The 21,340-nt window shown below is 64.7% G+C and carries 22 protein-coding genes and 1 other RNA gene; 9 read left to right on the top strand and 14 right to left on the bottom strand.

Annotation, left to right across the window (positions count from 1 at the left end; translation table 11 throughout):
• The first annotated feature begins 42 nt into the window (after positions 1–42).
• The gene (locus ACLV74_RS03300) at positions 43–552 is read left to right on the top strand and encodes a DUF2127 domain-containing protein (RefSeq protein WP_411877942.1); all 510 of its coding nucleotides are present in this window, start codon (positions 43–45) and stop codon (positions 550–552) included.
• On the opposite strand, the gene rnpB is transcribed toward ACLV74_RS03300, so the two are convergent.
• Positions 547–886, bottom strand: an RNA gene (gene rnpB / locus ACLV74_RS03295) — RNase P RNA component class A. The genes ACLV74_RS03300 and rnpB overlap by 6 nt on opposite strands.
• A gap of 86 nt (positions 887–972) precedes the next feature.
• On the opposite strand from rnpB, the gene ACLV74_RS03290 reads away from it, so the two are divergent.
• Genes ACLV74_RS03290 through ACLV74_RS03280 form a run of 3 tightly spaced genes read left to right on the top strand, consistent with a single transcriptional unit; the run spans position 973 to position 4,022 of the window.
• Positions 973–2,643: an NAD(P)/FAD-dependent oxidoreductase gene (locus ACLV74_RS03290; protein ID WP_411877941.1), complete on the top strand. Its 1,671-nt coding sequence runs from the start codon at positions 973–975 to the stop codon at positions 2,641–2,643.
• Complete coding sequence (locus tag ACLV74_RS03285) at positions 2,640–3,284, top strand: flavin reductase family protein (protein ID WP_411877940.1); 645 nt, start codon at positions 2,640–2,642, stop codon at positions 3,282–3,284. The genes ACLV74_RS03290 and ACLV74_RS03285 overlap by 4 nt, the downstream gene beginning before the upstream one ends.
• 42 nt (positions 3,285–3,326) lie before the next feature.
• Positions 3,327–4,022 (top strand): ProQ/FINO family protein, encoded by a 696-nt coding sequence (locus tag ACLV74_RS03280; protein ID WP_411877939.1) that lies wholly within the window; start codon positions 3,327–3,329, stop codon positions 4,020–4,022.
• A gap of 3 nt (positions 4,023–4,025) precedes the next feature.
• Here ACLV74_RS03280 and lepB read toward each other — a convergent pair whose 3' ends face one another.
• From lepB to pyrC, 5 genes are all read right to left on the bottom strand, one after another.
• Positions 4,026–4,694: a signal peptidase I gene (gene lepB / locus ACLV74_RS03275; RefSeq protein WP_411877938.1), complete on the bottom strand. Its 669-nt coding sequence runs from the start codon at positions 4,692–4,694 to the stop codon at positions 4,026–4,028.
• A gap of 63 nt (positions 4,695–4,757) precedes the next feature.
• On the bottom strand, positions 4,758–5,633 hold the full coding sequence (gene htpX / locus ACLV74_RS03270) for a protease HtpX (protein ID WP_411877937.1): 876 nt from the start codon (positions 5,631–5,633) through the stop codon (positions 4,758–4,760).
• A 108-nt stretch (positions 5,634–5,741) separates the two neighbouring features.
• Positions 5,742–6,491, bottom strand: coding sequence for a DUF3025 domain-containing protein (locus tag ACLV74_RS03265; protein ID WP_411877936.1), 750 nt, complete (start codon positions 6,489–6,491; stop codon positions 5,742–5,744).
• Positions 6,492–6,496: 5 nt separating this feature from the next.
• Positions 6,497–7,279, bottom strand: coding sequence for an NYN domain-containing protein (locus ACLV74_RS03260; RefSeq protein ID WP_411878043.1), 783 nt, complete (start codon positions 7,277–7,279; stop codon positions 6,497–6,499).
• A complete protein-coding gene (gene pyrC, locus ACLV74_RS03255) occupies positions 7,279–8,358 on the bottom strand; it encodes a dihydroorotase (protein ID WP_411877935.1) in 1,080 nt (359 codons plus the stop codon). The genes ACLV74_RS03260 and pyrC overlap by 1 nt, the downstream gene beginning before the upstream one ends.
• Positions 8,359–8,542: 184 nt before the next feature.
• Here pyrC and ACLV74_RS03250 point away from each other — a divergent pair, with 184 nt between their 5' ends.
• From ACLV74_RS03250 to ACLV74_RS03240, 3 genes are all read left to right on the top strand, one after another.
• Positions 8,543–9,070, top strand: coding sequence for a TRAP transporter small permease (locus ACLV74_RS03250; RefSeq protein ID WP_411877934.1), 528 nt, complete (start codon positions 8,543–8,545; stop codon positions 9,068–9,070).
• Entirely contained in the window at positions 9,067–10,365 is a 1,299-nt protein-coding gene (locus ACLV74_RS03245; RefSeq protein ID WP_411877933.1) for a TRAP transporter large permease, read from the top strand. Before ACLV74_RS03250 ends, ACLV74_RS03245 begins: the two co-directional genes overlap by 4 nt.
• A gap of 61 nt (positions 10,366–10,426) precedes the next feature.
• The gene (locus ACLV74_RS03240; RefSeq protein WP_411877932.1) at positions 10,427–11,464 is read left to right on the top strand and encodes a DctP family TRAP transporter solute-binding subunit; all 1,038 of its coding nucleotides are present in this window, start codon (positions 10,427–10,429) and stop codon (positions 11,462–11,464) included.
• A gap of 132 nt (positions 11,465–11,596) precedes the next feature.
• Here the strand turns inward: ACLV74_RS03240 and ACLV74_RS03235 are convergent, their stop codons facing one another.
• From ACLV74_RS03235 to ACLV74_RS03210, 6 genes are all read right to left on the bottom strand, one after another.
• Positions 11,597–12,334, bottom strand: a complete 738-nt coding sequence (locus tag ACLV74_RS03235) for an amino acid ABC transporter ATP-binding protein (RefSeq protein WP_411877931.1) — start codon at positions 12,332–12,334, stop codon at positions 11,597–11,599.
• A gap of 51 nt (positions 12,335–12,385) precedes the next feature.
• Entirely contained in the window at positions 12,386–13,075 is a 690-nt protein-coding gene (locus tag ACLV74_RS03230; RefSeq protein ID WP_411877930.1) for an amino acid ABC transporter permease, read from the bottom strand.
• A 1-nt stretch (position 13,076) separates the two neighbouring features.
• On the bottom strand, positions 13,077–13,799 hold the full coding sequence (locus ACLV74_RS03225) for an amino acid ABC transporter permease (protein WP_411877929.1): 723 nt from the start codon (positions 13,797–13,799) through the stop codon (positions 13,077–13,079).
• 106 nt (positions 13,800–13,905) lie between these two features.
• A complete protein-coding gene (locus tag ACLV74_RS03220) occupies positions 13,906–14,796 on the bottom strand; it encodes a transporter substrate-binding domain-containing protein (RefSeq protein ID WP_411877928.1) in 891 nt (296 codons plus the stop codon).
• 357 nt (positions 14,797–15,153) lie between these two features.
• On the bottom strand, positions 15,154–16,116 hold the full coding sequence (locus ACLV74_RS03215) for a LysR substrate-binding domain-containing protein (protein ID WP_411877927.1): 963 nt from the start codon (positions 16,114–16,116) through the stop codon (positions 15,154–15,156).
• A 133-nt stretch (positions 16,117–16,249) separates the two neighbouring features.
• Positions 16,250–18,094 carry an ABCB family ABC transporter ATP-binding protein/permease gene (locus ACLV74_RS03210; protein WP_411877926.1) on the bottom strand — a complete coding sequence of 615 codons (1,845 nt, stop codon included), beginning with the start codon at positions 18,092–18,094 and terminating at the stop codon, positions 16,250–16,252.
• Between the two features lie 49 nt (positions 18,095–18,143).
• On the opposite strand from ACLV74_RS03210, the gene ACLV74_RS03205 reads away from it, so the two are divergent.
• Positions 18,144–18,581 (top strand): acyl-CoA thioesterase, encoded by a 438-nt coding sequence (locus ACLV74_RS03205; protein ID WP_411877925.1) that lies wholly within the window; start codon positions 18,144–18,146, stop codon positions 18,579–18,581.
• 17 nt (positions 18,582–18,598) lie between these two features.
• On the opposite strand, the gene ACLV74_RS03200 is transcribed toward ACLV74_RS03205, so the two are convergent.
• Both ACLV74_RS03200 and ACLV74_RS03195 read right to left on the bottom strand, forming a co-directional pair.
• On the bottom strand, positions 18,599–18,973 hold the full coding sequence (locus ACLV74_RS03200) for a hypothetical protein (RefSeq protein WP_411877924.1): 375 nt from the start codon (positions 18,971–18,973) through the stop codon (positions 18,599–18,601).
• Positions 18,970–20,355, bottom strand: a complete 1,386-nt coding sequence (locus tag ACLV74_RS03195; protein WP_411877923.1) for an acyclic terpene utilization AtuA family protein — start codon at positions 20,353–20,355, stop codon at positions 18,970–18,972. Before ACLV74_RS03195 ends, ACLV74_RS03200 begins: the two co-directional genes overlap by 4 nt.
• Positions 20,356–20,462: 107 nt before the next feature.
• Between ACLV74_RS03195 and ACLV74_RS03190 the strand changes: the two genes are divergently transcribed.
• Positions 20,463–21,338 carry a branched-chain amino acid ABC transporter permease gene (locus ACLV74_RS03190; RefSeq protein WP_411877922.1) on the top strand — a complete coding sequence of 292 codons (876 nt, stop codon included), beginning with the start codon at positions 20,463–20,465 and terminating at the stop codon, positions 21,336–21,338.
• Positions 21,339–21,340: the final 2 nt, after the last annotated feature.

Genomic DNA, 21,340 nt, shown 5'->3' with positions numbered 1-21,340 from the left:
CGCCCCCAGGGCGCCGGCTGGTTTCCCCCTTTCGGCGCCCACATGCCTTCCGACAACATCGCCCCTGCCGGCCCTGAGCCCGCCGGCCGCCGGCGCGCCCTGCGCGCCATTGCCATTTTTGAAGCCGCCAAGGGCCTGGCCGCGCTGGCGGCCGGTGTCGGCCTGCTGCAACTGCTGCACCACGACATCCACCGGCTGGCCGTCGCGCTGCTGTGGCGTTTTCACCTCGACCCGGCGCTGCCCTATCCCACCCTCCTGCTGCATTACGCCGACCTGCTGAGCGCGATCGACCTGCGCACGCTCGCGCCGGTGGCACTGGCCTACATCAGCGTGCGTTTCGTGGAAGCCTGGGGCCTGTGGAAAGAAAAAACCTGGGCCGAGTGGCTGGGCGCGCTGTCGGGCGCACTCTACATCCCGCTCGAGGTGGCCCACCTGGCGCACCGGCCGGGTGCCATCAACGCGGGCGTGTTGCTGGTCAATGTCGTGGTCGTGGGTTTTCTGGCGTTCCAGTTGTGGATGCGCAGGGCCGCCAAGGCCGTGAATAAAGTGTGAAGCCCGCCGATAAGCCGGATTCTGTGCGCCGGACCCCTTGGAGAAAGCCCGGCGTGACCGCCATTAATCTGGGCCGGGGGTCGCCCCCACGGCTCAATGCTACCTACCCGCCAACTCTGCGGAACCACATCAACGTTGGCCTACTTGGTATTGCTGCGCGTAGAGATTGCCCGTTTCACCCGGTCCGGGGTTGCCCCAAAACCGACTCGTCTCTGTTGCTCTGATCCTCACCTTACGGTGGAGAGGTGTTACCTCCTACGCTGTCCTGTGCAGTCCGGACGTTCCTCCAGTGCCTGGTTTCCCAGATTGCACCAGCGGCGGTCTGGCAGGCTTCACGGGGCCTATTATCCGCCAGCAAACCCCAAAGGCGGGCCGCCCTTTAAAATGCAGGCTGCTTGATCAACACGAGCCCCTCTTTTCATGATTCGCCTGACCGAACTCAAACTTCCGCTGGACCATGCGGAAAACGCCCTGCCCGCCCTGGTCGCCCAGACACTGGGCGTCGCCGCGGCCGAGCTGCAGAACGTCCACATCCACAAACGCAGCTTCGACGCGCGCAAGGCCGAGCTGCTCAAGGTCTACATCGTCGACGTCACGCTGGCCGATGCCGGCCGCGAAAGCGCGCTGCTGGCCCAATTCGCCGGCAACCCGCATATTTTTCCGACGCCGGACATGGCGTATCGCAGCGTGGGCCATGCGCCCGCCGGCCTGCCGCTGCGTCCGGTCGTCGTCGGTTTCGGCCCCTGCGGCATGTTCGCGGCCCTGCTGCTGGCGCAAATGGGTTTCAAGCCCATCGTGCTGGAGCGCGGCAAGACGGTGCGCCAGCGCACCCGCGACACCTGGGGCCTGTGGCGCAAGAACGTGCTCAACCCCGAGTCCAACGTGCAGTTCGGCGAAGGCGGCGCCGGCACCTTTTCCGACGGCAAGCTCTACAGCCAGATCAAGGACCCGCGCCACCTGGGCCGCAAGGTGATGAACGAATTCGTCAAGGCCGGCGCGCCCGCCGACATCCTGTTCGAAGCGCACCCGCACATAGGCACCTTCAAGCTGGTGAAGGTGGTCGAGAACATGCGCGCGCAGATCGTCGCGCTGGGCGGCGAAATCCGCTTCGAGCAGCGCGTGACCGACGTGCTCATCGAAGACGGTTCCGAAGGCAAGCAGCTGCGCGGCCTCACGGTGCTGGACCAGGCCACGGGCCAGAGCCACGAGATGCGCGCCGACCAGGTGGTGATGGCGCTGGGCCACAGCTCACGCGACACCTTCGCCATGCTGTACGAACGCGGCGTGTACATCGAGGCCAAGCCCTTTTCCATCGGCTTTCGGGTCGAGCACCCGCAGGGCATCATCGACCGCGCGCGCTGGGGCCGCCATGCCGGCCACCCCTCTCTGGGCGCGGCCGAATACAAGCTGGTGCACCATGCGAGCAACGGCCGCTCGGTCTACAGCTTCTGCATGTGCCCCGGCGGCACGGTGGTGGCCGCCACCTCCGAGCCCGGCCGCGTGGTGACCAACGGCATGAGCCAGTACTCGCGCAACGAGCGCAATGCCAATGCCGGCATCGTGGTGGGCATAGACCCGCGCGACTACCCCGGCTTTGAGGCGGGCGACGCGCTGGCCGGCATCGCACTGCAGCGCCAGCTCGAGTCGCACGCTTTTGTATTGGGCGGCAGCAACTACCAGGCGCCGGCGCAGCTGGTGGGCGACTTTGTGGCGGGCCGGCCCTCGACCGCACTGGGCAGCATCACCCCTTCCTACAAACCCGGCGTCACCATTGGCGACCTGTCGTCGGCCCTGCCCGCCTATGCGATCGAAGCCATGCGCGAGGCTTTTCCGGTGTTCGGCAAAAAGATCAAGGGCTTTGACACGCACGACGCGGTGCTGACCGGCGTGGAAACGCGCACTTCCTCGCCGATCCGGATCAGCCGGGGCGAGGACCTGCAAAGCGTCAATGTGCGCGGCCTTTACCCGGCCGGCGAAGGCGCCAGCTACGCCGGCGGCATCCTGTCGGCCGGCGTGGACGGCATCAAGGTGGCCGAGGCGCTGGCGCGCAATGTGCTGCAGGATACCGAACGGCAGCGGATGGCCGCATGACGACACAAGGAAACCCGATGGCCGCTGAAGATTTCCATTACTACGAGCCCGCGAAAGGCCACGGCCTGCCGCACGATCCCTTCAACGCCATGGTCGGTCCCCGGCCCATAGGCTGGATCTCCTCGCGGGACGCGAAAGGCCAGCTCAACCTGGCGCCCTACAGTTTTTTCAACGCCTTCAACTACACGCCGCCCATCATCGGTTTTGCCAGCATTGGCGCCAAGGACAGCCTGCGCAACATCCGCGAAACCGGCGAATTCGGCTGGAACCTGGCGACGCGGCCGCTGGCCGAGGCCATGAACCGCTCCTGCGCGATGGTGCCGCCCGAGGTCAACGAGTTCGAGCTGGCCGGCCTCACGCCGGTGGCTTCGCAGCGCATCGCCGTGCCGCGCGTGCTGGAAAGCCCGGTGTCTTTCGAGTGCCGGCTGACGCAGATCCTGCAGCTGCAAGGCGCCGACGGCGTGCCGGTGCCCACATGGCTGGTACTGGGCGAAGTCGTGGGCGTGTACATTGCAAGGCATCTGCTGAAAGACGGCATCTACGACACGGCGGCCGCCCAGCCCATTCTTCGCGCCGGCGGCCCGGCCGACTATTTCACCGTCACCCCGGACAACCTCTTTCGCATGTTCAGGCCGCGCTGAGCGGCCCGAAAACCCCTGCATTCACCTTTTCACCCCACCTCCATGACCGACACCACCACACCTCCCCCGCGCGCCCGGCGCCCCCGCGCCCCGCAGCGCCCCCGTCCCGCCGGCCCGCAGCAGCAGCAACGCACGCGCGAAGTCCATCCGGTGCTGGAAAAGCTGTTCGAGCTCTACCCGAAAATGTTCGGCGCGCAGTTCCTGCCGCTCAAGCTGGGCGCCTTCCAGGACCTGCTGGCAGAGAACCCCGAGGCCTTCAAGCGCGACGAACTCAAGGTCGCGCTGGGCCTGCACGCGCGCTCTACCCGTTACCTCGAATGCGTGGCGGCGGGCCACCCGCGCTGCAACCTGCAGGGCGAGCCCGTGGAGCCTGTCGCGCCCGAGCACGTGCACCACGCCATCATGGAGGTGTTCCGGCGCCGCCAGGCACGCTCCAAAGAGGATTTGCGCCCCCATGTGCGCGCCCGCCTGGTCGCGGCCATCGAAGCCTCGGGGCTGAGCCGCGAAGACTACGCCGAGCGCACCCGCACGCAGGACGAAGCGGCCAACGCCCTGCTCGACGAGGCTTTTGCCGACCTGGCAGTGCAGACCGCGAAACGCGAAGCGCTGATGCGCGCATTTGAGGCCAGCGGAAAAACGGTGGAGCAGTTTGCCGACATGTACGGCATGGACCCGGCCGAGGTCGCCCGGGCGGTGGAACGCACGCGCCAGGCCGTTGCGGCCCCGCAACCCGGCTAAGGATCAGTAGAGAGAGCGGCCGAAGCGCTCAAAGCGCGGCTGCCATTTCTCGAGGATGTCGGCCGACACCAGGATGCGCTCGGCGCGGCCTATCAGGAGTTGGCGCGGCACCAGGCCGATGTAGCGCGAATCGGCGCTGTTGTCGCGGTTGTCGCCCAGCATCAGGTACTGGTCCGGGGGAATCGTCATCGGCCCCCAGTTGTCCTTGGCCGTCACGCCGGCCAGCCACTGGATCTCGCGCTGGCCCTGAGCCGTGGTTTCCTTCATGTGCGTGGCCACCAGCACACCCACGGGGCCGGCCGGCTCCAGCACTGTGTCCAGCGCCTCATAACGTGCCGCTTGCCCATTGATGGTGAGCACCTTGGCGCGCATTTCAACCACGTCTCCCGGCACGGCCACCAGCCGCTTGATGAGGCGCACGCCGTCGAGCGGCGAAGAGAAGGTGACGACATCGCCGCGCTGCGGGTCGGCGGTTTTCGCCAGCACCGTGTCGGTCAGCGGAATCTTGACGTTGTATGCCAGCCGGTTGACGAAGACCACGTCGCCTTCGAGCAGGTTGGGCCGCATGGAGCCCGAAGGGATGGGGTTCCAGTCCGCGACCGCGGTGCGGAACAGCCCGAACAGCAGCAGCGCCACCAGGAAACCGCGGTTCTGCCTGATCCAGTTTTTCATGTTTGTGCTCCCCTGAAATTCCGTGCAAAAAAAGGCGCCCTGTGCGGGGCGCCTTGTTTCTCCTCAAGCCTGGCTGTTCTGCAATGCCGCGATGCGCTCTTCAATCGGCGGGTGCGTGGCAAACAGCTTGCCGATGCTGCCGGTAATGCCCATGGCTTCCACCGCCTTGGGCAACTCGCCCGGCTGCATGCCGCCCAGGCGGGCCAGCGCGTTCATCATGGGCTGGCGCCGGCCCATCAGCTGCGCGGCGCCGGCGTCGGCGCGGAACTCGCGCTGGCGCGAGAACCAGGCCACGACGATGGCCGCGGCAAAACCGAGCACGATGTCCAGCACGATGGTGCTGACGTAGTAACCGATGCCGGGGCCGGAGTTGTTGTCGCTGCCGCGGCGCAAAAAGCTGTCGACGGCGTAGCCGATCACGCGCGAGAGGAACACCACGAAGGTGTTCATCACGCCCTGGATCAGCGTCATCGTGACCATGTCGCCGTTGGCGACGTGGGCGATCTCGTGGCCGAGCACGGCTTCGATTTCTTCGCGGGTCATGCCTTGCAGCAAACCGGTGGACACGGCCACCAGCGACGAATTCTTGAACGCGCCGGTGGCAAAGGCGTTGGGCGCGCCTTCAAAAATGCCGACTTCGGGCATGCCGATCTGCGCCTTGTCGGCCAGCTTGCGCACGGTCTCGACGATCCAGGCTTCGTCGGCATTCTGCGCGTCGTTGATGATGCGCACGCCGGCGCTCCATTTGGCGACGGGCTTGCTGATCAGCAGCGAGATGATGGCGCCGCCGAAGCCGATGACGAGCGCAAAACCGAGCAGCATGCCCAGGTTGAGCCCGTTGGGCGTGAGATAGCGGTTGACGCCCAGCAGGCTGGCAACGATGCCCAGCACCGCCACGACGGCGACGTTGGTCAAGATAAACAGAAAAATACGTTTCATGGGTTCTCCGTGGGGTCGGTGAAAAAGCCCGCCTTGCGCAGGATATGAGGGCCCGCGGGCCCGGTTCAAGCAGTGCCCGCGCCCAAGTCGCTGATTTTTATCTGTTATTTATGACAGCTTTGGCGCCCGGAATACAAGGGAGTCATCATAAAAGGAAAAGTTCTCGTTCTCCGGCCACCAGCCGGGCACGCCCAGCACCGGCAAAGGCGCGAAGGGCTTGCTGGCGAGCTTGCCCGCGCTGAGGTCGGCCGCCACCCAGGCGTCCAGTTCCGCGATGGTCCCCATGGGCGGTTGCGCCAGGTAGACGTGGGCCGTGATGGCTTTGCGCGGCGTCAGCAGTTTCTCCAGCAGGGCGTGGCCGAACAGCACGAGCTGCGCCTGCGGCCACAGCGCCCTGTGGGTGATAAAGAGGCTGTGCCAGTCGCGCGCGAGCAGCGCGTCCCACAGCGGCTGCGGCGCCGACAGGAAGGCGGCGTTTTCATCGAACACCGTGAGCGCGTCACGCACCGGGCCGCGCACCGGCGCCACGCCCGCAGCGTCTATCTCGGCGGCCTGCAGCTGGTTGAGTTTTCGTTTCGTCTGGGGAAAGCGCATCCAGCACAGGCCGTTGAAGAAGTCGTGCGCGCCCTCGCGCGTGGGGCACAGGCGTGTCCTGGCAATGTAGCTTTCATAAGCCTCACCCGAAGGCAGCGTACATTGCGGCGCGAAGCAGACCGGCGCGGGCTGCACGGCGTTGAGGGCCTGGTGCAGCGCCACGCCCGCCGTGACCGCGCAGGCCGCGCGCTGGCCGGGCTCGCGCCAGGCTTGCAGCCAGGGCTGGTTCCAGTCGATGGGGGGCAGTGGCGGCGGGTTTCCCATGGCGGTCACGCTTTCGCCGGCTTGGGCTGCTTGCGGTCGTGCACCATCACCGTGGACTTGCCTTCATCGGTGATGTCGAAAAGCTGGGTGGCCACCAGCAGCTTGGTCAGCGTCGCGTAGCCGTAATTGCGGTGGTCGAACGACGCCTGGTTGGCGATCTGGGTGCCGACCGCACCCACGCGCGCCCAGCCCTCGTCGTCGGCCGCGGCCTGCACCGCGTTGCGCAGCAGCATGACGAGCTTGGCGTCCTGCCTGAGCTGGGCCGGCGTCGCCCGCAGCGGTGCGGCGGACACGGCCTCGCCGTCGTCCCTGCTGTCGCCGTGCGCGCTGCCCGCAGTGTCGGCCACGGCGATAGGGCGCAGCTTGTCAAGGAACAGGAAGCGGGAGCAGGCATTGACGAAGGGCTCTGGCGTTTTCTGCGCGCCGAAGCCGTAGACCGCCGCACCCTTGGCGCGCAGGTGCATGACCAGCGGCGTGAAATCGGCGTCCGAGGAGACGATGCCGAAGGCGTCGGGCCGGTCGGTGTAGAGCAACTCCAGCGCGTCTATCACCATGGCCATGTCGCTGGCGTTCTTGCCCTTGGTGTAGTCGAACTGCTGCATGGGGCGGATGGCGTGCTCGTGCAGCACCTCTTCCCAGCCCTTGAGCTCGTTCTTTTTCCAGTTGCCGTAGGCGCGCCGTATGCTGGTCTCGCCGAAGGTCGACAGCTCATTGAGGATCAGGTCGATCTTGGAAGCCGGCGAGTTGTCGGCGTCTATGAGCAAGGCAACGCGCGGCTTGTGGTCCATCATGTGCTTTCTGGGGTTTCCAGCTTCCAGGGCAGGTTCTCGCCCGAGCGCAAGGGCTTGAGCTCGGCATCGCCAAAGGCAAAACTCTCGGGCGGGCGCCAGCTTTCTTTCTTCAGCGTGATGCTGCCGGTGTTGCGCGGCAGGCCGTAGAAGTCGGCGCCGTTGAAGCTGGCGAAGGCTTCGAGCTTGTCCAGCGCACCGGCCGCGTCAAAGGCCTCTGCATAGAGTTCCATCGCGGCGTGCGAGGTGTAGCAGCCCGCGCAGCCGGTGGCATGCTCCTTGAGGTGGGCCGGGTGCGGCGCGCTGTCGGTGCCGAGGAAAAAGCGCGCGTTGCCGCTGGTGGCCGCTTCAACCAGCGCGAGCCGGTGGGTTTCGCGCTTGAGCACCGGCAGGCAGTAATAGTGGGGGCGTATGCCGCCGGTGAAAATCGCATTGCGGTTGTAGAGCAGGTGATGGGCGGTGACGGTGGCGCCGGTGAAGCGGCCGGCGTCGCGCACGTAATGCGCCGCTTCTTTGGTGGTGATGTGCTCGAAGACGATCTTCAGTTCGGGGAAATCGCGGCGCAGCGGAATCAGCTGGGTGTCGATGAAGACCGCCTCGCGGTCGAACAGGTCGATGTCGGACGAGGTCACCTCGCCGTGCACCAGCAGCAGCATGCCGGCTTTCTGCATGGCTTCCAGCGTTTTGTAGGTCTTGCGCAAATCCGTCACGCCGGCATCGCTGTTGGTGGTGGCGCCGGCCGGGTACAACTTGGCCGCGACCACGCCGGCGGCTTCGGCGCGGGCGATCTCATCGGGCGGCAGGTTGTCGGTGAGGTACAGCGTCATCAGCGGCTCGAACTGCATACCGGCCGGCACGGCGGCCTGGATGCGTTCGCGGTAGGCCACGGCCTGGGCGGCGGTGGTCACGGGTGGGCGCAGGTTGGGCATGATGATGGCGCGGCCGAATTGCGCGGCCGCATGCGGCACCACGGTGTGCAGGGCCTCGCCGTCGCGCACGTGCAGGTGCCAGTCGTCGGGGCGGGTGATCGTCAGGACAGGGGTCGGGGTCGAAGCGGGGGTGCTGGTGGCGGAAGTCATGGCCTGAATTGTCGCACCGCCCGGCCTGGGCAACTCGTATGCATTCATATGGAAACCCCGGATACGGGGGCTGGAAGCGGTCGTTTACCATCGATCCCAGCCCCCGGCTGCGCCCGCAGCAGCCGTAAAGAGGCCATACGGGCACGATAATCGCCCCTGTTTCCACCACCCAAGCCTTATCCCCATGCCCTCCCCGATTCCCCCCGGCCATTCGCCGGAAGCCATGCCTGCGCTGGACGAAGCCGACGAACCCGCGCGCGTACCGCTCAAGATCGAGGACTGGCTGACCGTCCTCGTGATGGGCGCGCTGGCGCTGATCACCTTCGCCAACGTGCTGGCGCGTTACTTCACCAGCCAGTCCTTCGCCTGGACCGAGGAGTTCTCGGTCTTCCTGATGATCGTGCTGGCGCTGGTGGGCAGTTCCGCCGCGGCGGCGCGCGACCGCCACATCCGCATCGAATACTTCTCCGAAAGCGGCTCCATGGCCAGGCGCAAAACCCTGGCGCGCTTCGGCGCCGTCATGGTGGCCCTGCTGTTCACGCTGATCGGCGTGCTCAGCATCCGGCTGGTGTGGGACGACTACCGCTACAACGAAACCTCGCCGGGCATAGGCATTCCGCAGTGGTGGTATTCCATCTGGCTGCCCATCCTGTCGCTGGGCATGGCGCTGCGCGCGGTGGGCCTGTTCATCCGCCGGGGCCGCAAGTCATGATCGCCACCCTGCTGTTCGCGGCCTTCATCGGCCTGATGCTGGTGGGCGTGCCCATAGGCGCGGCCCTGGGCCTGGCCGGGGCCGCGGCCATCGCGCTGGCCAACTCGGACGCGCAGTGGTTCGGACTGCTGGCCGTGCCGCAGAACTTCTATGCCGGCCTGGGCAAATACCCGCTGCTGGCGATCCCGATGTTCGTGCTGGTCGGCTCCATCTTTGACCGCTCGGGCGTGGCGCTGCGGCTGGTGAATTTCGCGGTGGCCATCGTGGGCCGCGGCCCGGGCATGCTGCCGCTGGTGGCGATCGCAGTGTCCATGTTCCTGGGCGGCATTTCGGGCTCGGGCCCGGCCTGTGCGGCGGCCGTGGGTGGCGTGATGATCACGGCGATGTCGCGCGCCGGCTACCCGACCTCGTTTTCCGCGAGCGTGGTGGGCGCCGCGGCGGCGACCGACATCCTGATCCCGCCTTCGGTGGCCTTCATCGTGTACTCGGTGCTGGTGCCGGGCGCCTCGGTGCCCGCGCTGTTCGCGGCGGGCATGATCCCGGGCATCCTGGCCGGCCTCGCGCTGATCGTGCCGGCCGTCTGGCTGTCGCGCAAACACAAAATGGGCGCGCTCGAAGCGGCCATGCCGCGCCCGCCTTTCTGGGCCAGCCTGCGCGATGCGAGCTGGGGCCTGGCGGCACCGGTGCTGATCCTGGGCGGCATGCGCGCCGGCTGGTTCACACCCACCGAGGCGGCCGTGGTGGCGGTGTTTTACGGCCTCTTCGTCGGCATGGTGATCCACCGCACGATACGCATCCGCGACCTGTATGAAATCCTGCGCGAATCGGGCGAGCTGTCGGCGGTGATTTTGCTGGTGGTGTCGCTGGCCGGCATCTTCGCCTATTCGCTGAACACGCTGGGCGTGATAGACCCGCTCACGCGCGCCATCGTCGGCTCCGGCCTCGGCGAGTACGGCATCCTGTCGCTGCTGATCCTGATGCTGATCACGGTGGGCATGTTCCTCGACGGCATTTCCATCTTCCTGATCTTCGTGCCGCTGCTGCTGCCGATTGCCCAGCACTACAACTGGGACCTGGTCTGGTTCGGCGTGATCCTCACCCTCAAGGTGGCGCTTGGCCAGTTCACGCCGCCGCTGGCCGTCAACCTGATGGTGTCCTGCCGCATCGCCAACGTGCGCATGGAAGAAACCGTGCGCTGGGTGGTGTGGATGCTGGCCGCCATGTTCATGGTGCTGGTGGCCGTCATCGCCTTCCCCGAACTGGCGCTGTGGCTGCCGCGCAGGCTGGGCTACTGAGCCCGCCCGCCATCCTTCCCCTCTCGCTTTCGCTTTCATTCATACCAAGGAGACTCGCTTCATGAAATTCAAGACCGTCAAAACCGTGGTGGGCCTTGCGCTGGCCGTGACCGCGCTGGCATTCACCGGCGCCGCAAGCGCACAGACCTACAAGCCCGAGTACAAGATGTCGCTGGTGCTTGGCCCGGCTTTTCCCTGGGGCAAGGGCGGTGAAATCTGGGCCAACCTGGTCCGCGAGCGCACCCAGGGCCGAATCAACATCAAGCTGTATCCCGGCGTCTCGCTGATCCAGGGCGACCAGACCCGCGAGTTCAGCGCCATCCGCCAGGGCGTGATCGACCTGGCCGTGGGCTCGACCATCAACTGGTCGCCGCAGGTCAAGGAGCTGAACCTCTTCTCGCTGCCCTTCCTGATGCCCGACTACGCCGCCATGGACGCGCTGACCCAGGGCGACGTGGGCAAGGAAATCTTCCGTATCGTTGAAAAAGCCGGCGTGCAACCGCTGGCCTGGGGCGAGAACGGCTACCGCGAGATCAGCAACTCCAAGCTGGCCATCAAGAAGCCGGAAGACCTCAAAGGCCTGAAGATCCGTGTCGTCGGCTCGCCGCTGTTCCTGGACACCTTCACCGCCCTGGGCGCCAACCCGACGCAGATGAGCTGGGCCGACGCGCAGCCGGCGCTGGCGACCGGCGCCGTCGACGGCCAGGAAAACCCGATGGCCATCTACACCGCCGCCAAGCTGCACACCGTGGCGCAAAAGCACGTCACGATGTGGGGCTATGTGTCGGATCCGCTGATCTTCGTGGTCAACAAGGATATCTGGGCCTCGTGGACCGAAGCCGACCGCGCCATCGTCAAGCAGGCCGCCATCGACGCCGGCAAGCAGGAAATCGCGATTGCCCGCAAAGGCCTGGCCGAAGCCGACCGCCCCCTGCTCAAGGAGATTGCCGCGCAGGGCGTGACCATCACCCAGCTCAGCCCGCAGGAACGCGAAGCCTTTGTGAAAGTCACCCGCCCGGTCTACGACAAATGGAAGAACCAGATCGGCGCCGGCCTGGTGGGCAACGCCGAGAAGGCCATCGCCGCGCGCAAGAAGTAAGGGCAGCAAGAGCCAGGTGCCTGGTGGCCGGTGAATAAAAAGGCCGGCCATAAAAAAAAGCCCCGCAATGCGGGGCTTTTTTGTTTCTTCTTCTTTATTGCAGTTGCGTTGACCTTTTCGGCTTTCAGTGCATCAGTGGGACAGGATCTTGTTGAGGAAGTCCTTGGTGCGCGCCTGGCGGTTCTCTGGATGGTTGAAGAACTCGTCTTTTGAGCAATCTTCCAGGATTTTGCCGCCCACGTCCATAAAAATCACGCGGCTGCCGACCTTGCGGGCAAATCCCATTTCATGGGTCACGACCATCATGGTCATGCCTTCAACGGCCAGGCCCATCATGCAGTCCAGCACTTCGCCGACCATTTCGGGGTCGAGCGCTGAGGTGGGTTCGTCAAACAGCATGGCGATCGGGTCCATACTGAGCGCCCGGGCAATCGCCACGCGTTGTTGCTGGCCGCCCGAAAGCTGGCCGGGGAATTTGTCCTTGTGCGCCATCAGGCCCACGCGGTCCAGGTACTTCAGGCCGTGCTTCTTGGCTTCGTCGGGCTTGCGGTTCAGCACCTTGACCTGCGCCAGCGTCAGGTTCTCGGTGACGCTCAGGTGCGGGAACAGCTCGAAATTCTGGAACACCATGCCGACGCGGCTGCGCAGCTTGGGCAGGTCGGTCTTGGGGTCGTGCACGGCCTTGCCGTCGACGAATATCTGGCCCTTCTGGAAGGGCTCCAGCGCGTTGATGGTCTTGATCAGGGTGGACTTGCCCGAGCCCGAAGGCCCGCAGACCACGACCACTTCACCTTTTTTGATACTCGTGGTGCAGCTGTTGAGAACCTGCACGTCGCCGTACCATTTGGAAACTTCTTTCAACTCAATCATCTTCTTCTCCAGTGTGCTCTTTGAGGTTTGCCTGCTTGGTGCGAAGCGCGCTCAGCGAATGATGGCGATTCTGTTGTTCAGGCGCTTGACCATGAAGGACAGCCCGAAGCAGATCACGAAATAAACCACGGCGGCCAGCAGGTAGGCCTCTTCAGGACGGCCGTAGATCTTGCCTGCCGTGCTGAAGCCCTTGAGCAGGTCGTAGGCGCCGATGGCGTAGACCAGCGAGGTGTCCTGGAACAGGATGATGGTCTGCGTCAGCAGGATAGGCACCATGTTGCGGAAGGCCTGCGGCAGGATGATCAGCTTCATGTTCTGCGCATAGCTCATGCCCAGGGCGCGCCCGGCATTGACCTGGCCGCGCGAGATGGACTGGATGCCCGCGCGCATGATTTCGCTGAAGTAAGCGGCCTCGAAGGCGACGAAGGTGATGATGGCCGAGATCTCGGCGCGGTAATTGGCGCCCCAGTTGCCGAAGGTCGTGTAAAACGACGCCGGCACCAGCAGGAAGAACCACAGGATCACCATGACCAGCGGCACGGAACGCATGCCGTTGACGTAAATGGTCGCGGGAACCGTCAGGAAGCGCTTGCCCGAAAGGCGCATCAGGGCCAGCACGGTGCCGAAGATGATGCCTCCTATGGTGGCGATGATGGTCAGCTGCACGCTGAAGATAAAGCCCTTGATCACGAACTTGGAAATGATGTCCCAGTTCAGAAAAGTCATGTCGAGACCAAACATGTCAGTGTCCTCCGCCCGTTGCGCCGGCGACGACAAAGCCGGGGATTTGCACCCGCTTCTCGACAAAAGCCATGACCCGGTTGACCGCGAAGGCCGAGACGGCATACAACACCGTCACCGCCAGGTAGATCTCAATGCCGCGCGACGTCTCTTCCTGCGCCTGCATGGCGAACATGGTGAGCTCGGCGATGGACACCGCAAAAGCGACGGAAGAATTCTTCAAGAGGTTCATCGACTCGCTGGTAAGCGGCGGAATGATGATGCGAAAGGCCATCGGCAAAATCACGTAGCGGTAGGTCTGGAAGGTCGTGAACCCCATGGCCATGCCGGCATAGCGCTGGCCGCGCGGCAGCGCCTGGACGCCCGCCCTGACCTGCTCGGCAATCCGCGCCGACGTGAAGAACCCCAGCGCGAACACCACCAGGATGAAGCTGGGCAGGTCCTTCATGGCGGGGAAAATTTTGGGAATCACAAAGTACCAGATGAAAATCTGGACCAGCAAGGGCACGTTGCGGAACAACTCGACCCAGGCATTGGCCAAACGCACAAGCCAGGGGCTGTTGGGCAAGGTGCGCAGCGTGCCGACGAGCGCGCCGAACAGCATGGCGATCACCCAGGATGCGCCGGCCACGGACAGCGTCCAGCCCCACGCATCAAACATCCACTGCAGGTAGGTTCGACCGCTACCATCGTCATTCAGAAATACCTGCCAATCCCAAGTCATCACGGCTCCAGCAAATGGTTGTTATGTTGTTTTCCCTGCGACGGTAAACGAGAAACCCCGCCAGTGCAAGGCGACCGGCGGGGTTGTTCAATTTACCTGCCCAGAATTACTTCTGTGCGTACTCTTCCATGGGCTTGTCGTTCGGGTTGTCCCAGGCGGCCTTGGTGCTGGCGCTGAGAGCCAGGCCGACCTTGGTGTTCTTCGGAGGAATAGGCGACAGGAACCACTTGGTCCACAGCTTGTTCATCTCGCCCGACTTGATCATGCTCTTGACCGTGTCGTCGGCCAGGCGCTTGAGCAGGGGGTCGTCCTTGCGGATCATGATGGCGATGGGCTCGACGCTCAGCACTTCACCGACGATCTTGAAGTCGGAAGGCTTCTTGGCGGTGGCGATGTTGCCGGCCAGGATGGAGCCGTCCATCACGAACGCATCGGCGCGGCCCGACTCGAGCAGCAGGAAGCTGTCAGAGTGGTCCTTGCCGAAGATTTCCTTGAACTCGACGCCGGTGGCGCGCTTGTTCTTGCGCAGCGTCTGCACGGAAGTGGTGCCGGTGGTGGTCGCCACGGTCTTGCCGTTGAGCTGGGCCACCGAGGTGATGCCGGAATTGGCCTTCACGGCGATGCGTACTTCTTCCACGAAGGTGGTCACGACGAAAGCCACATCCTTCTGGCGGGTCGCGTTGTTGGTGGTGGAGCCGCATTCGATGTCAACCGTGCCGTTTTGCACGAGGGGAATGCGGTTTTGCGAGGTCACGGGCTGGTATTTGACTTCCAGCTTGCGTTCGGCGGCTTTTTCGAGGCCGGCCAGGATGCGCTGGCAGATTTCGACGTGGTAGCCGGTGTATTTGCCGTCGCCCAGGGTATAGGAGAGCGCGCCGGAGGAGTCGCGAACGCCCATGGTGACAACGCCGGAAGCCTTGACTTTGGAAAGGGTGTCGGCGAATGCGGCGCCGGAGGCGAGCAGGGCGACGGACAGAGCTACGAGCTTGAGTTTCATGGAATCTCCTGTAATGAATGAAACGGTTAGCAAACTATTCTAGAGAGATGGTACCCGGGGACTGGCCTAGGTTTACCCGGCCTCTAAAACGGGGGGAAGGGGACTGCGTGGAGGGTGATTGGTGGTGAACCCGCGGGAGCTGTGGCAATGCCTGGGGTTTTCCAAAGTGGTGCACGCATGAGAAGTCCGGAACTATACGATAGGTGTAAGCAGTCTTTGTGCCAGCAGCCGTTATCAGCTTTTGAACGTCCCGAACTGTAAGTTTGCGGGTTTAAAAACACCAATGCTGTTTCAACGATCTTCCATGCATTTTTCTTATAACCACTCAGGGTTACTACTAGTCGGACCGGCGCGCGCCTAGCGTGCGGCCGATGCAGTGCCTGCGCGTGCGGCGGTTTTTTCCTTGCCGCCGGCCTGCGCCTGCAGGTAGCTCCACAGGGCCTGGGCATGGCTTTTGGCGGCGTCCCTGGAGGTGGGCCGTTCGCGGTAGACGCGCACGTCCATGGTCATTTCCAGGTTGCCGCCGGCGCTGACGAGCTTTTTGGCCCGCAGCTCTTTTTTGACGGCGCTGAGCGGCAGGAACGCGATGCCGTGGCCTTCGAGCGCCATGGCCTTGAGGCCTTCGGCCATGTCGGTTTCATAGACACGGTCCAGGTGGATAGCCGTGCTGGACTGCTTGAGGATCATGTCCACCATGCGGCCCAGGTAGGCGCCGGGCGCGTAGCCCAGGTAGGGCAAGGGCTGGCCGGCGCGCCCCGGCAGGCTGTACTCGGGTTCGCCGTCGGCGGTGGCCCGCACAAAAGGCGCCAGCACTTCCTGGCCCAGCGACACCATTTCATAGCGGTCCGGGTCCAGCTGGAAAGGCTGGGAATCATGGTGGTAGGCGATCAGCAGGTCGCAGCTGCCTTCGACCAGCCGCAGCACGGCGTCGTGCACATTGAGCGCGATCAGCCGGCTTTTGATGGGCCCGAACTTCTCGCGCAGGCTGCTGACCCAGGCAGGGAAAAAGGTGAAGGCCAGCGTGTGCGGCACGGCGAATTCGATGACGTCCTGCCCGGCCGAGGTGTGGCCGCGCAGCATGGCGCGGGTGGACTGCAGGCCCTGCAGCATCTCCAGCGACTGGCTGTACAGCGTTTCGCCGGCGGGTGTCAGGCGCGTAGGGTAGGAGCTGCGGTCGACCAGGTCGGTGCCGGCCCAAGCTTCCAGCGCCTGGATGCGCCGCGAGAACGCCGGCTGTGTCACGTGGCGCAGTTGGGCAGAACGGCTGAAACTGCGGGTTTCAGCGAGACTGACGAAATCTTCCAGCCATTTGGTTTCCATGGTGCTGATTATGCGAGCCTGTGAAGCATTTCGACCTACGGGGAATCCCATGGCAAGCAATGAAGGGGCATGCAGTCCAAATACCGCCTTCGAAATGTCCTCAGAAATACAAACGCGCTCGCGGCCGGCCGCTTCAGGCCTCGGATGAACTCTGCTGCAGCGCCCACATGCGCGCGTAAGCGCCTTCGGTCTCAAGCAGCTGCGCATGCGTGCCGCGCTCGACGATGCGCCCGCCGTCCATCACCAGGATCTCGTGCGCATCGACCACGGTGGACAGCCGGTGCGCGATCACCAGCGTGGTCTTGTTCTGCGCGGCGGCGCGCAGCTCGGTCTGGATGGCGCGCTCGTTGGCCGAGTCCAGCGCCGAGGTGGCCTCGTCAAAAATCACCACCGGCGGGTTCTTCAGTAAGGTGCGGGCGATCGCCACACGCTGCTTTTCGCCGCCCGAGAGCTTGAGGCCGCGCTCGCCCACCATGGTCTGGTAGCCCAGCGGCGTCGACGCGATGAAGCCGTGGATGCGGGCCGAGCGCGCGGCCTCCTCGACTTCTTCATGGGTGGCGCCCGGCTTGCCGTAGGCGATGTTGTATTCGACCGTGTCGTTGAACAGCACGGTGTCCTGCGGCACGATGCCGATGGCCTGGCGCACGCTGGACTGCGTGACCTGCTTGATGTCCTGCCCGCCGATCGTGATGCGGCCCTGCTGCACGTCGTAAAAGCGGTAGAGCAGGCGCGCCAGCGTGGACTTGCCCGCGCCCGAGGAGCCCACCACTGCCACGGTCTTGCCTGGCGGGATTTCAAAGCTCACGTTGTGCAGGATGGGGCGCGCCGGGTCGTAGGCGAAGTTCACGTTTTCAAAACGCACCGCCGGCGAACCGGTGATGACCAGGGCTTGCGCGCCCGGCACGTCGGCGATTTCGCGCTCTTTTTCCATCAGCACGAACATCTTGTCGAGGTCGGTCAGGCTTTGCTTGATCTCGCGGTAGATCACGCCCAGGAAACCCAGCGGGATGTAGAGCTGGATCATGAAGGCGTTGACCATGACCAGGTCGCCCAGCGTCATGCGGCCGTCGACCACGCCCTGCGTGGCGCGCCACAGCATGGCCACCAGGCCGATGGCGATGATCAGTTGCTGCCCGGCATTGAGCAGGCTCAGCGTGTTCTGGCTCTTGATGGCGGCGCGCCGGTAGCGCAGCAGGTTCTCGTCGTAGCGGGCGGCCTCGAACTCTTCGTTGTTGAAGTACTTGACGGTTTCATAGTTCAGCAGCGAGTCGATGGCGCGGCTGTGGGCCGACGAGTCCAGCTCGTTCATGGTCTTGCGGAACTGCGTGCGCCATTCGGTCACCGTGACGGTGAAGAAGATGTAGAACACCAGCGCGATGCCGGTGATGCCGGCAAACCAGACGTCGAACTTGACGGCCAGCAGGGTCAGCACCAGTGTCACCTCGATCAGCGTCGGGATGATGCTGTAGAGCGAATACGAGATCAGCGAATGCACGCCGCGCGTGCCGCGCTCGATGTCGCGCGTCATGCCGCCGGTCTGCCGCTCCAGGTGAAAGCGCAGGCTGAGCGCGTGCAGGTGGCGGAACACCTCCAGCGAAATCCGCCGCGCCGCGCCCTCGGTGGCCTTGGCGAAGACCAGCTCGCGCAGCTCGGTGAACAGCGTGGTCGACAGGCGCAGCAGGCCGTAGGCCAGCAGCAGCGCCACCGGCACCACCAGCACGGCCTGCACGTTGCCCGGCTTGAAATTCATGGCGTCGACCAGGTTTTTCAGCAGCAGCGGCACGCCCACGTTGGCCAGCTTGGCGCCCACCATGAAGCTGAGCGCGGCCAGCACGCGCCATTTGTAATCCCACAGGTAGGGGAAAAGGCGTTTGAGGGTGTCCAGGTCGGAGCGCTGGGGCGCCGGCGCCTTGCCGGCGCCGGGCACCGCAGCAGCCGCGGGCAGGGCAAGGGAAGAATCGGAAGCTCGGGAGCGCATGAGGGACAATCGTGAGGGTTGTTGTAATAACTATTTTCAGATTGTGCCTATGTCTACCGAATCAAGCACCCATACGGACATTCACGCCGAGGACGCCCTGAACGTCCAGTTGCCCACCGACAAGGAGCTGGTGCTCAAGGTCATCCCCATGCCGGCCGACTGCAACGCCAACGGCGACATCTTCGGCGGCTGGGTCATGGCCCAGGTCGACCTGGCCGGCTCCGTGGTGCCGGCCCGCCACGTCGACGGCCGAATGGCCACGGTGGCGGTCAACCAGTTCATCTTCAAGCAGCCGGTGCGCGTGGGCGACATCCTCTCGTTTTTCTCCAGCCTCACCCGCATAGGCACTACCTCCATCACCGTGCAGGTCGAGGTCTACGCCGAGCGCTTCCGGGCCCAGGGCCGCTACATCAAGGTCACCGAGGCCAGCCTTACGTACGTGGCGATCGACGATTTCGGCAGGCCGCGCAAGATCGTCAAGGACTGAGGTTCACCCCCAACACCTCACGGCGCCTCCGGCCACCAGCCCACGCGCGGCGCGGCGCCGGCCTCGGCCAATTCGGCGGTGCTGACCTCGATCTCCATGCGCAGCAAGGCCGCCGCCATGGCCTTGCCGAGGTTGTCCATGCGCAGGTTGCGCGCCCCGCCGCCTTGCAGCGCACCCTGCAGCACCAGCTTGAGCGCCAGGATGTTGGGCAGGGCCCAGCACTGCACCGTGCCCGGCAGCCAGGGCGCGAAGTGCGCCTGCACGCATTCGGCCGTGACCTCGCGTTCAATCAGCCGGTAGCCCGCCTCGTTCCAGGCGAAGAGGCCGAAGTCCACCCAGTCGGCCTTGTCGCCGCTGCGCGCATGCGCGAGTTTCACGAGTTGCACTTTCATGAGGGCAGCACCTCCACACGCACCGCCGCCTCGACCGCTTCGCGGTCCACCAGCGCGGGGCAGATGCCCAGCAACTCGCTGCTGTTGTTCAGGCCGTGAAAGCCGCAGGTGTAAGCGGGCCCGCTGAGCGCCATCCACGGAAACAGCCGTCCGAAACCGTCGGCCACCGCCTTGTCCTGCGTGCGGACCACCATGCGCACCCAGACCTCGTTGAGTTCGGCCAGTGCTTCGGGCGCGGGCATGGGCGCCAGCGGGCCGTGCGCCGAATTGAGCCCCGGGAACTCAACAAAGAGTTCGTCATGCGCCATGTGCCTGTCGGCCAGTTGCGCCTTCACCATGGCGACCGCCGCCTGCGCCTTGTCCCAGGCGTCGGGCCAGCTGAAACCCCAGGTCACCTCGGCCTTGTAGCCGTCCCGAAAGCCGCCCACGAGCTTGAGCTGCGCGGGCCGCGGGTGGCCGCGCGCGCCCGTCATGCGCACCTTGTCATCGCCCAGGTCTTCGAGATGCAGCGCCGAGAGGTCCAGCACCACGTCGGGCGAGACATAGCATGTGGGGTCATGCACCTCGTAGAGCAGTTGCTGGCGCACGGTGTCGAAGTTAATGCGCCCGCCGGTGCCCGGCGCCTTGGTGATCAGCGCCGCGCCGTCTTCGCCGACCTCGGCGATCGGGTAGCCGATGTGGGCCAGGTCGGGAATCGCCTTCCAGGCGCCCTGGCTGCCGAAGTTGCCGCCGCTGCCCTGGCCTGAACATTCGAGCAGGTGCCCGACCGCCAGGCCCTGCGCCAGCCGGTCCAGCTCGGGCTGCGTGGCGGCGTCTTCAAGCTTCCAGCCGAATTCATGCACCAGCGGCGCGAGGAACAGCGCCGCGTCGGCCACACGCCCGGTGATGACAATGTCGGCGCCCTGCCGCAGCGCCGACACGATGGGCCGCGCGCCGAGATAGGCGTTGGCAAACACCATGCGCTCGCGCACGGATTCGATGGGCTGCGCAGTGAATAGATGCGGCGGCGCCAGCGCCGCCAGCTGCGGCAACACCTCATCGCCGGTGACGACCGCAATGCGCGCCTTCAAGCCCTTGGCCGAAAATGCGGCGCGCAGCGCAGCTGCTGCGCCGGATGGATTCAGACCGCCGGCATTGCAGATGAACTTCACGCCGCGCGCCTGCATCAGCGGCCACAGCCTCATCAGCATGGGAAGCACGTCGCGCGCATAGCCCAGCGATGCGTCGCGCTGCCGGTCCTTCTGCAGGATGGCCAACGTCAGTTCCGCGAGATGGTCGCTTGCGATGTAATGCACGCCGCCGCGCTCAATGCTTGCGGCCACAGGTTCCCACGCGTCGCCGTAAAAACCCAGGCCGGCGCCGATTCGAACATTTGCTTGCATGGCTTCATTTGGCTTGATCGCCAATGCGACACGTATTCGGAACAACCCCTAGCGACAGACCTTTATGCGACAGCTATAACCAAAGCTAATTACAAGGGGAGACGCGTTTGCAATTCCTGCAGCTGCTCATCAGCGGCATCGCCCAAGGTTGCATCTACGGGCTGATCGCACTGGGTTTTGTGCTGATCTACAAAGCCACCGAGACGGTCAGTTTTGCGCAGGGCGAGCTGATGATGCTGGGCGCCTTCGCGGGCCTGGCCGCCATGAGCCTGCTGGGCTTTCCCTTCTGGCTCGCCGTGCTCAGCGCGATTGCCGGCATGGCGCTGTTCGGCATGCTGCTGGAGCGCCTGGTGATACGTCCCATCCTCGGCCAGCCGGCGTTTTCCATCGTCATGCTGACCATAGGCGTAGGCTACACGGCGCGCGGCCTCATCACCATGATTCCCGGCATAGGCACCGAAACCTATGTGCTGCCCGTTCCCTACAAGGACCGGATATGGACCGCCGGCACGCTGGTCATCAATGTCGAGCAGGTCGCCATCATCGGCAGCACGGCGGTGCTGTGCCTGGCCTTGTTCGCGCTCTTCAAATACAGCAAGCTCGGCATCGCCATGCAGGCCTCGTCGCAAAACCAGCTGGCGGCCTATTACATGGGCATTCCCGTCAAGCGGCTCAACGGCCTGGTCTGGGGCCTGGCCTCGGCCGTGGCGGCGATTGCCGGCCTGCTGCTGGCGCCCATCACCTTTGTGCACGCCAACATGGGCTTTATCGGGCTCAAGGCCTTTCCGGCCGCGGTGGTGGGCGGCTTCGGCAGCCTGCCAGGCGCCATCGTCGGCGGCCTGGTCATAGGCCTGGTCGAATCATTCTCGGGTTTTTACCTGCCCGACGGCTTCAAGGACATCGCCGCCTATGTGGTGGTGCTCATCATGCTGATGGTCAGGCCCAGCGGCCTGTTCGGCGAAAAACTGCGCAAAAAGGTTTAACC

It is taken from the genome of Polaromonas sp. YR568 (assembly GCF_943369415.1).
Taxonomy (GTDB): domain Bacteria; phylum Pseudomonadota; class Gammaproteobacteria; order Burkholderiales; family Burkholderiaceae_C; genus Polaromonas.
Note: the sequence above shows the minus strand (reverse complement) of the source record. Positions and strands in the feature narration are given on the sequence as shown.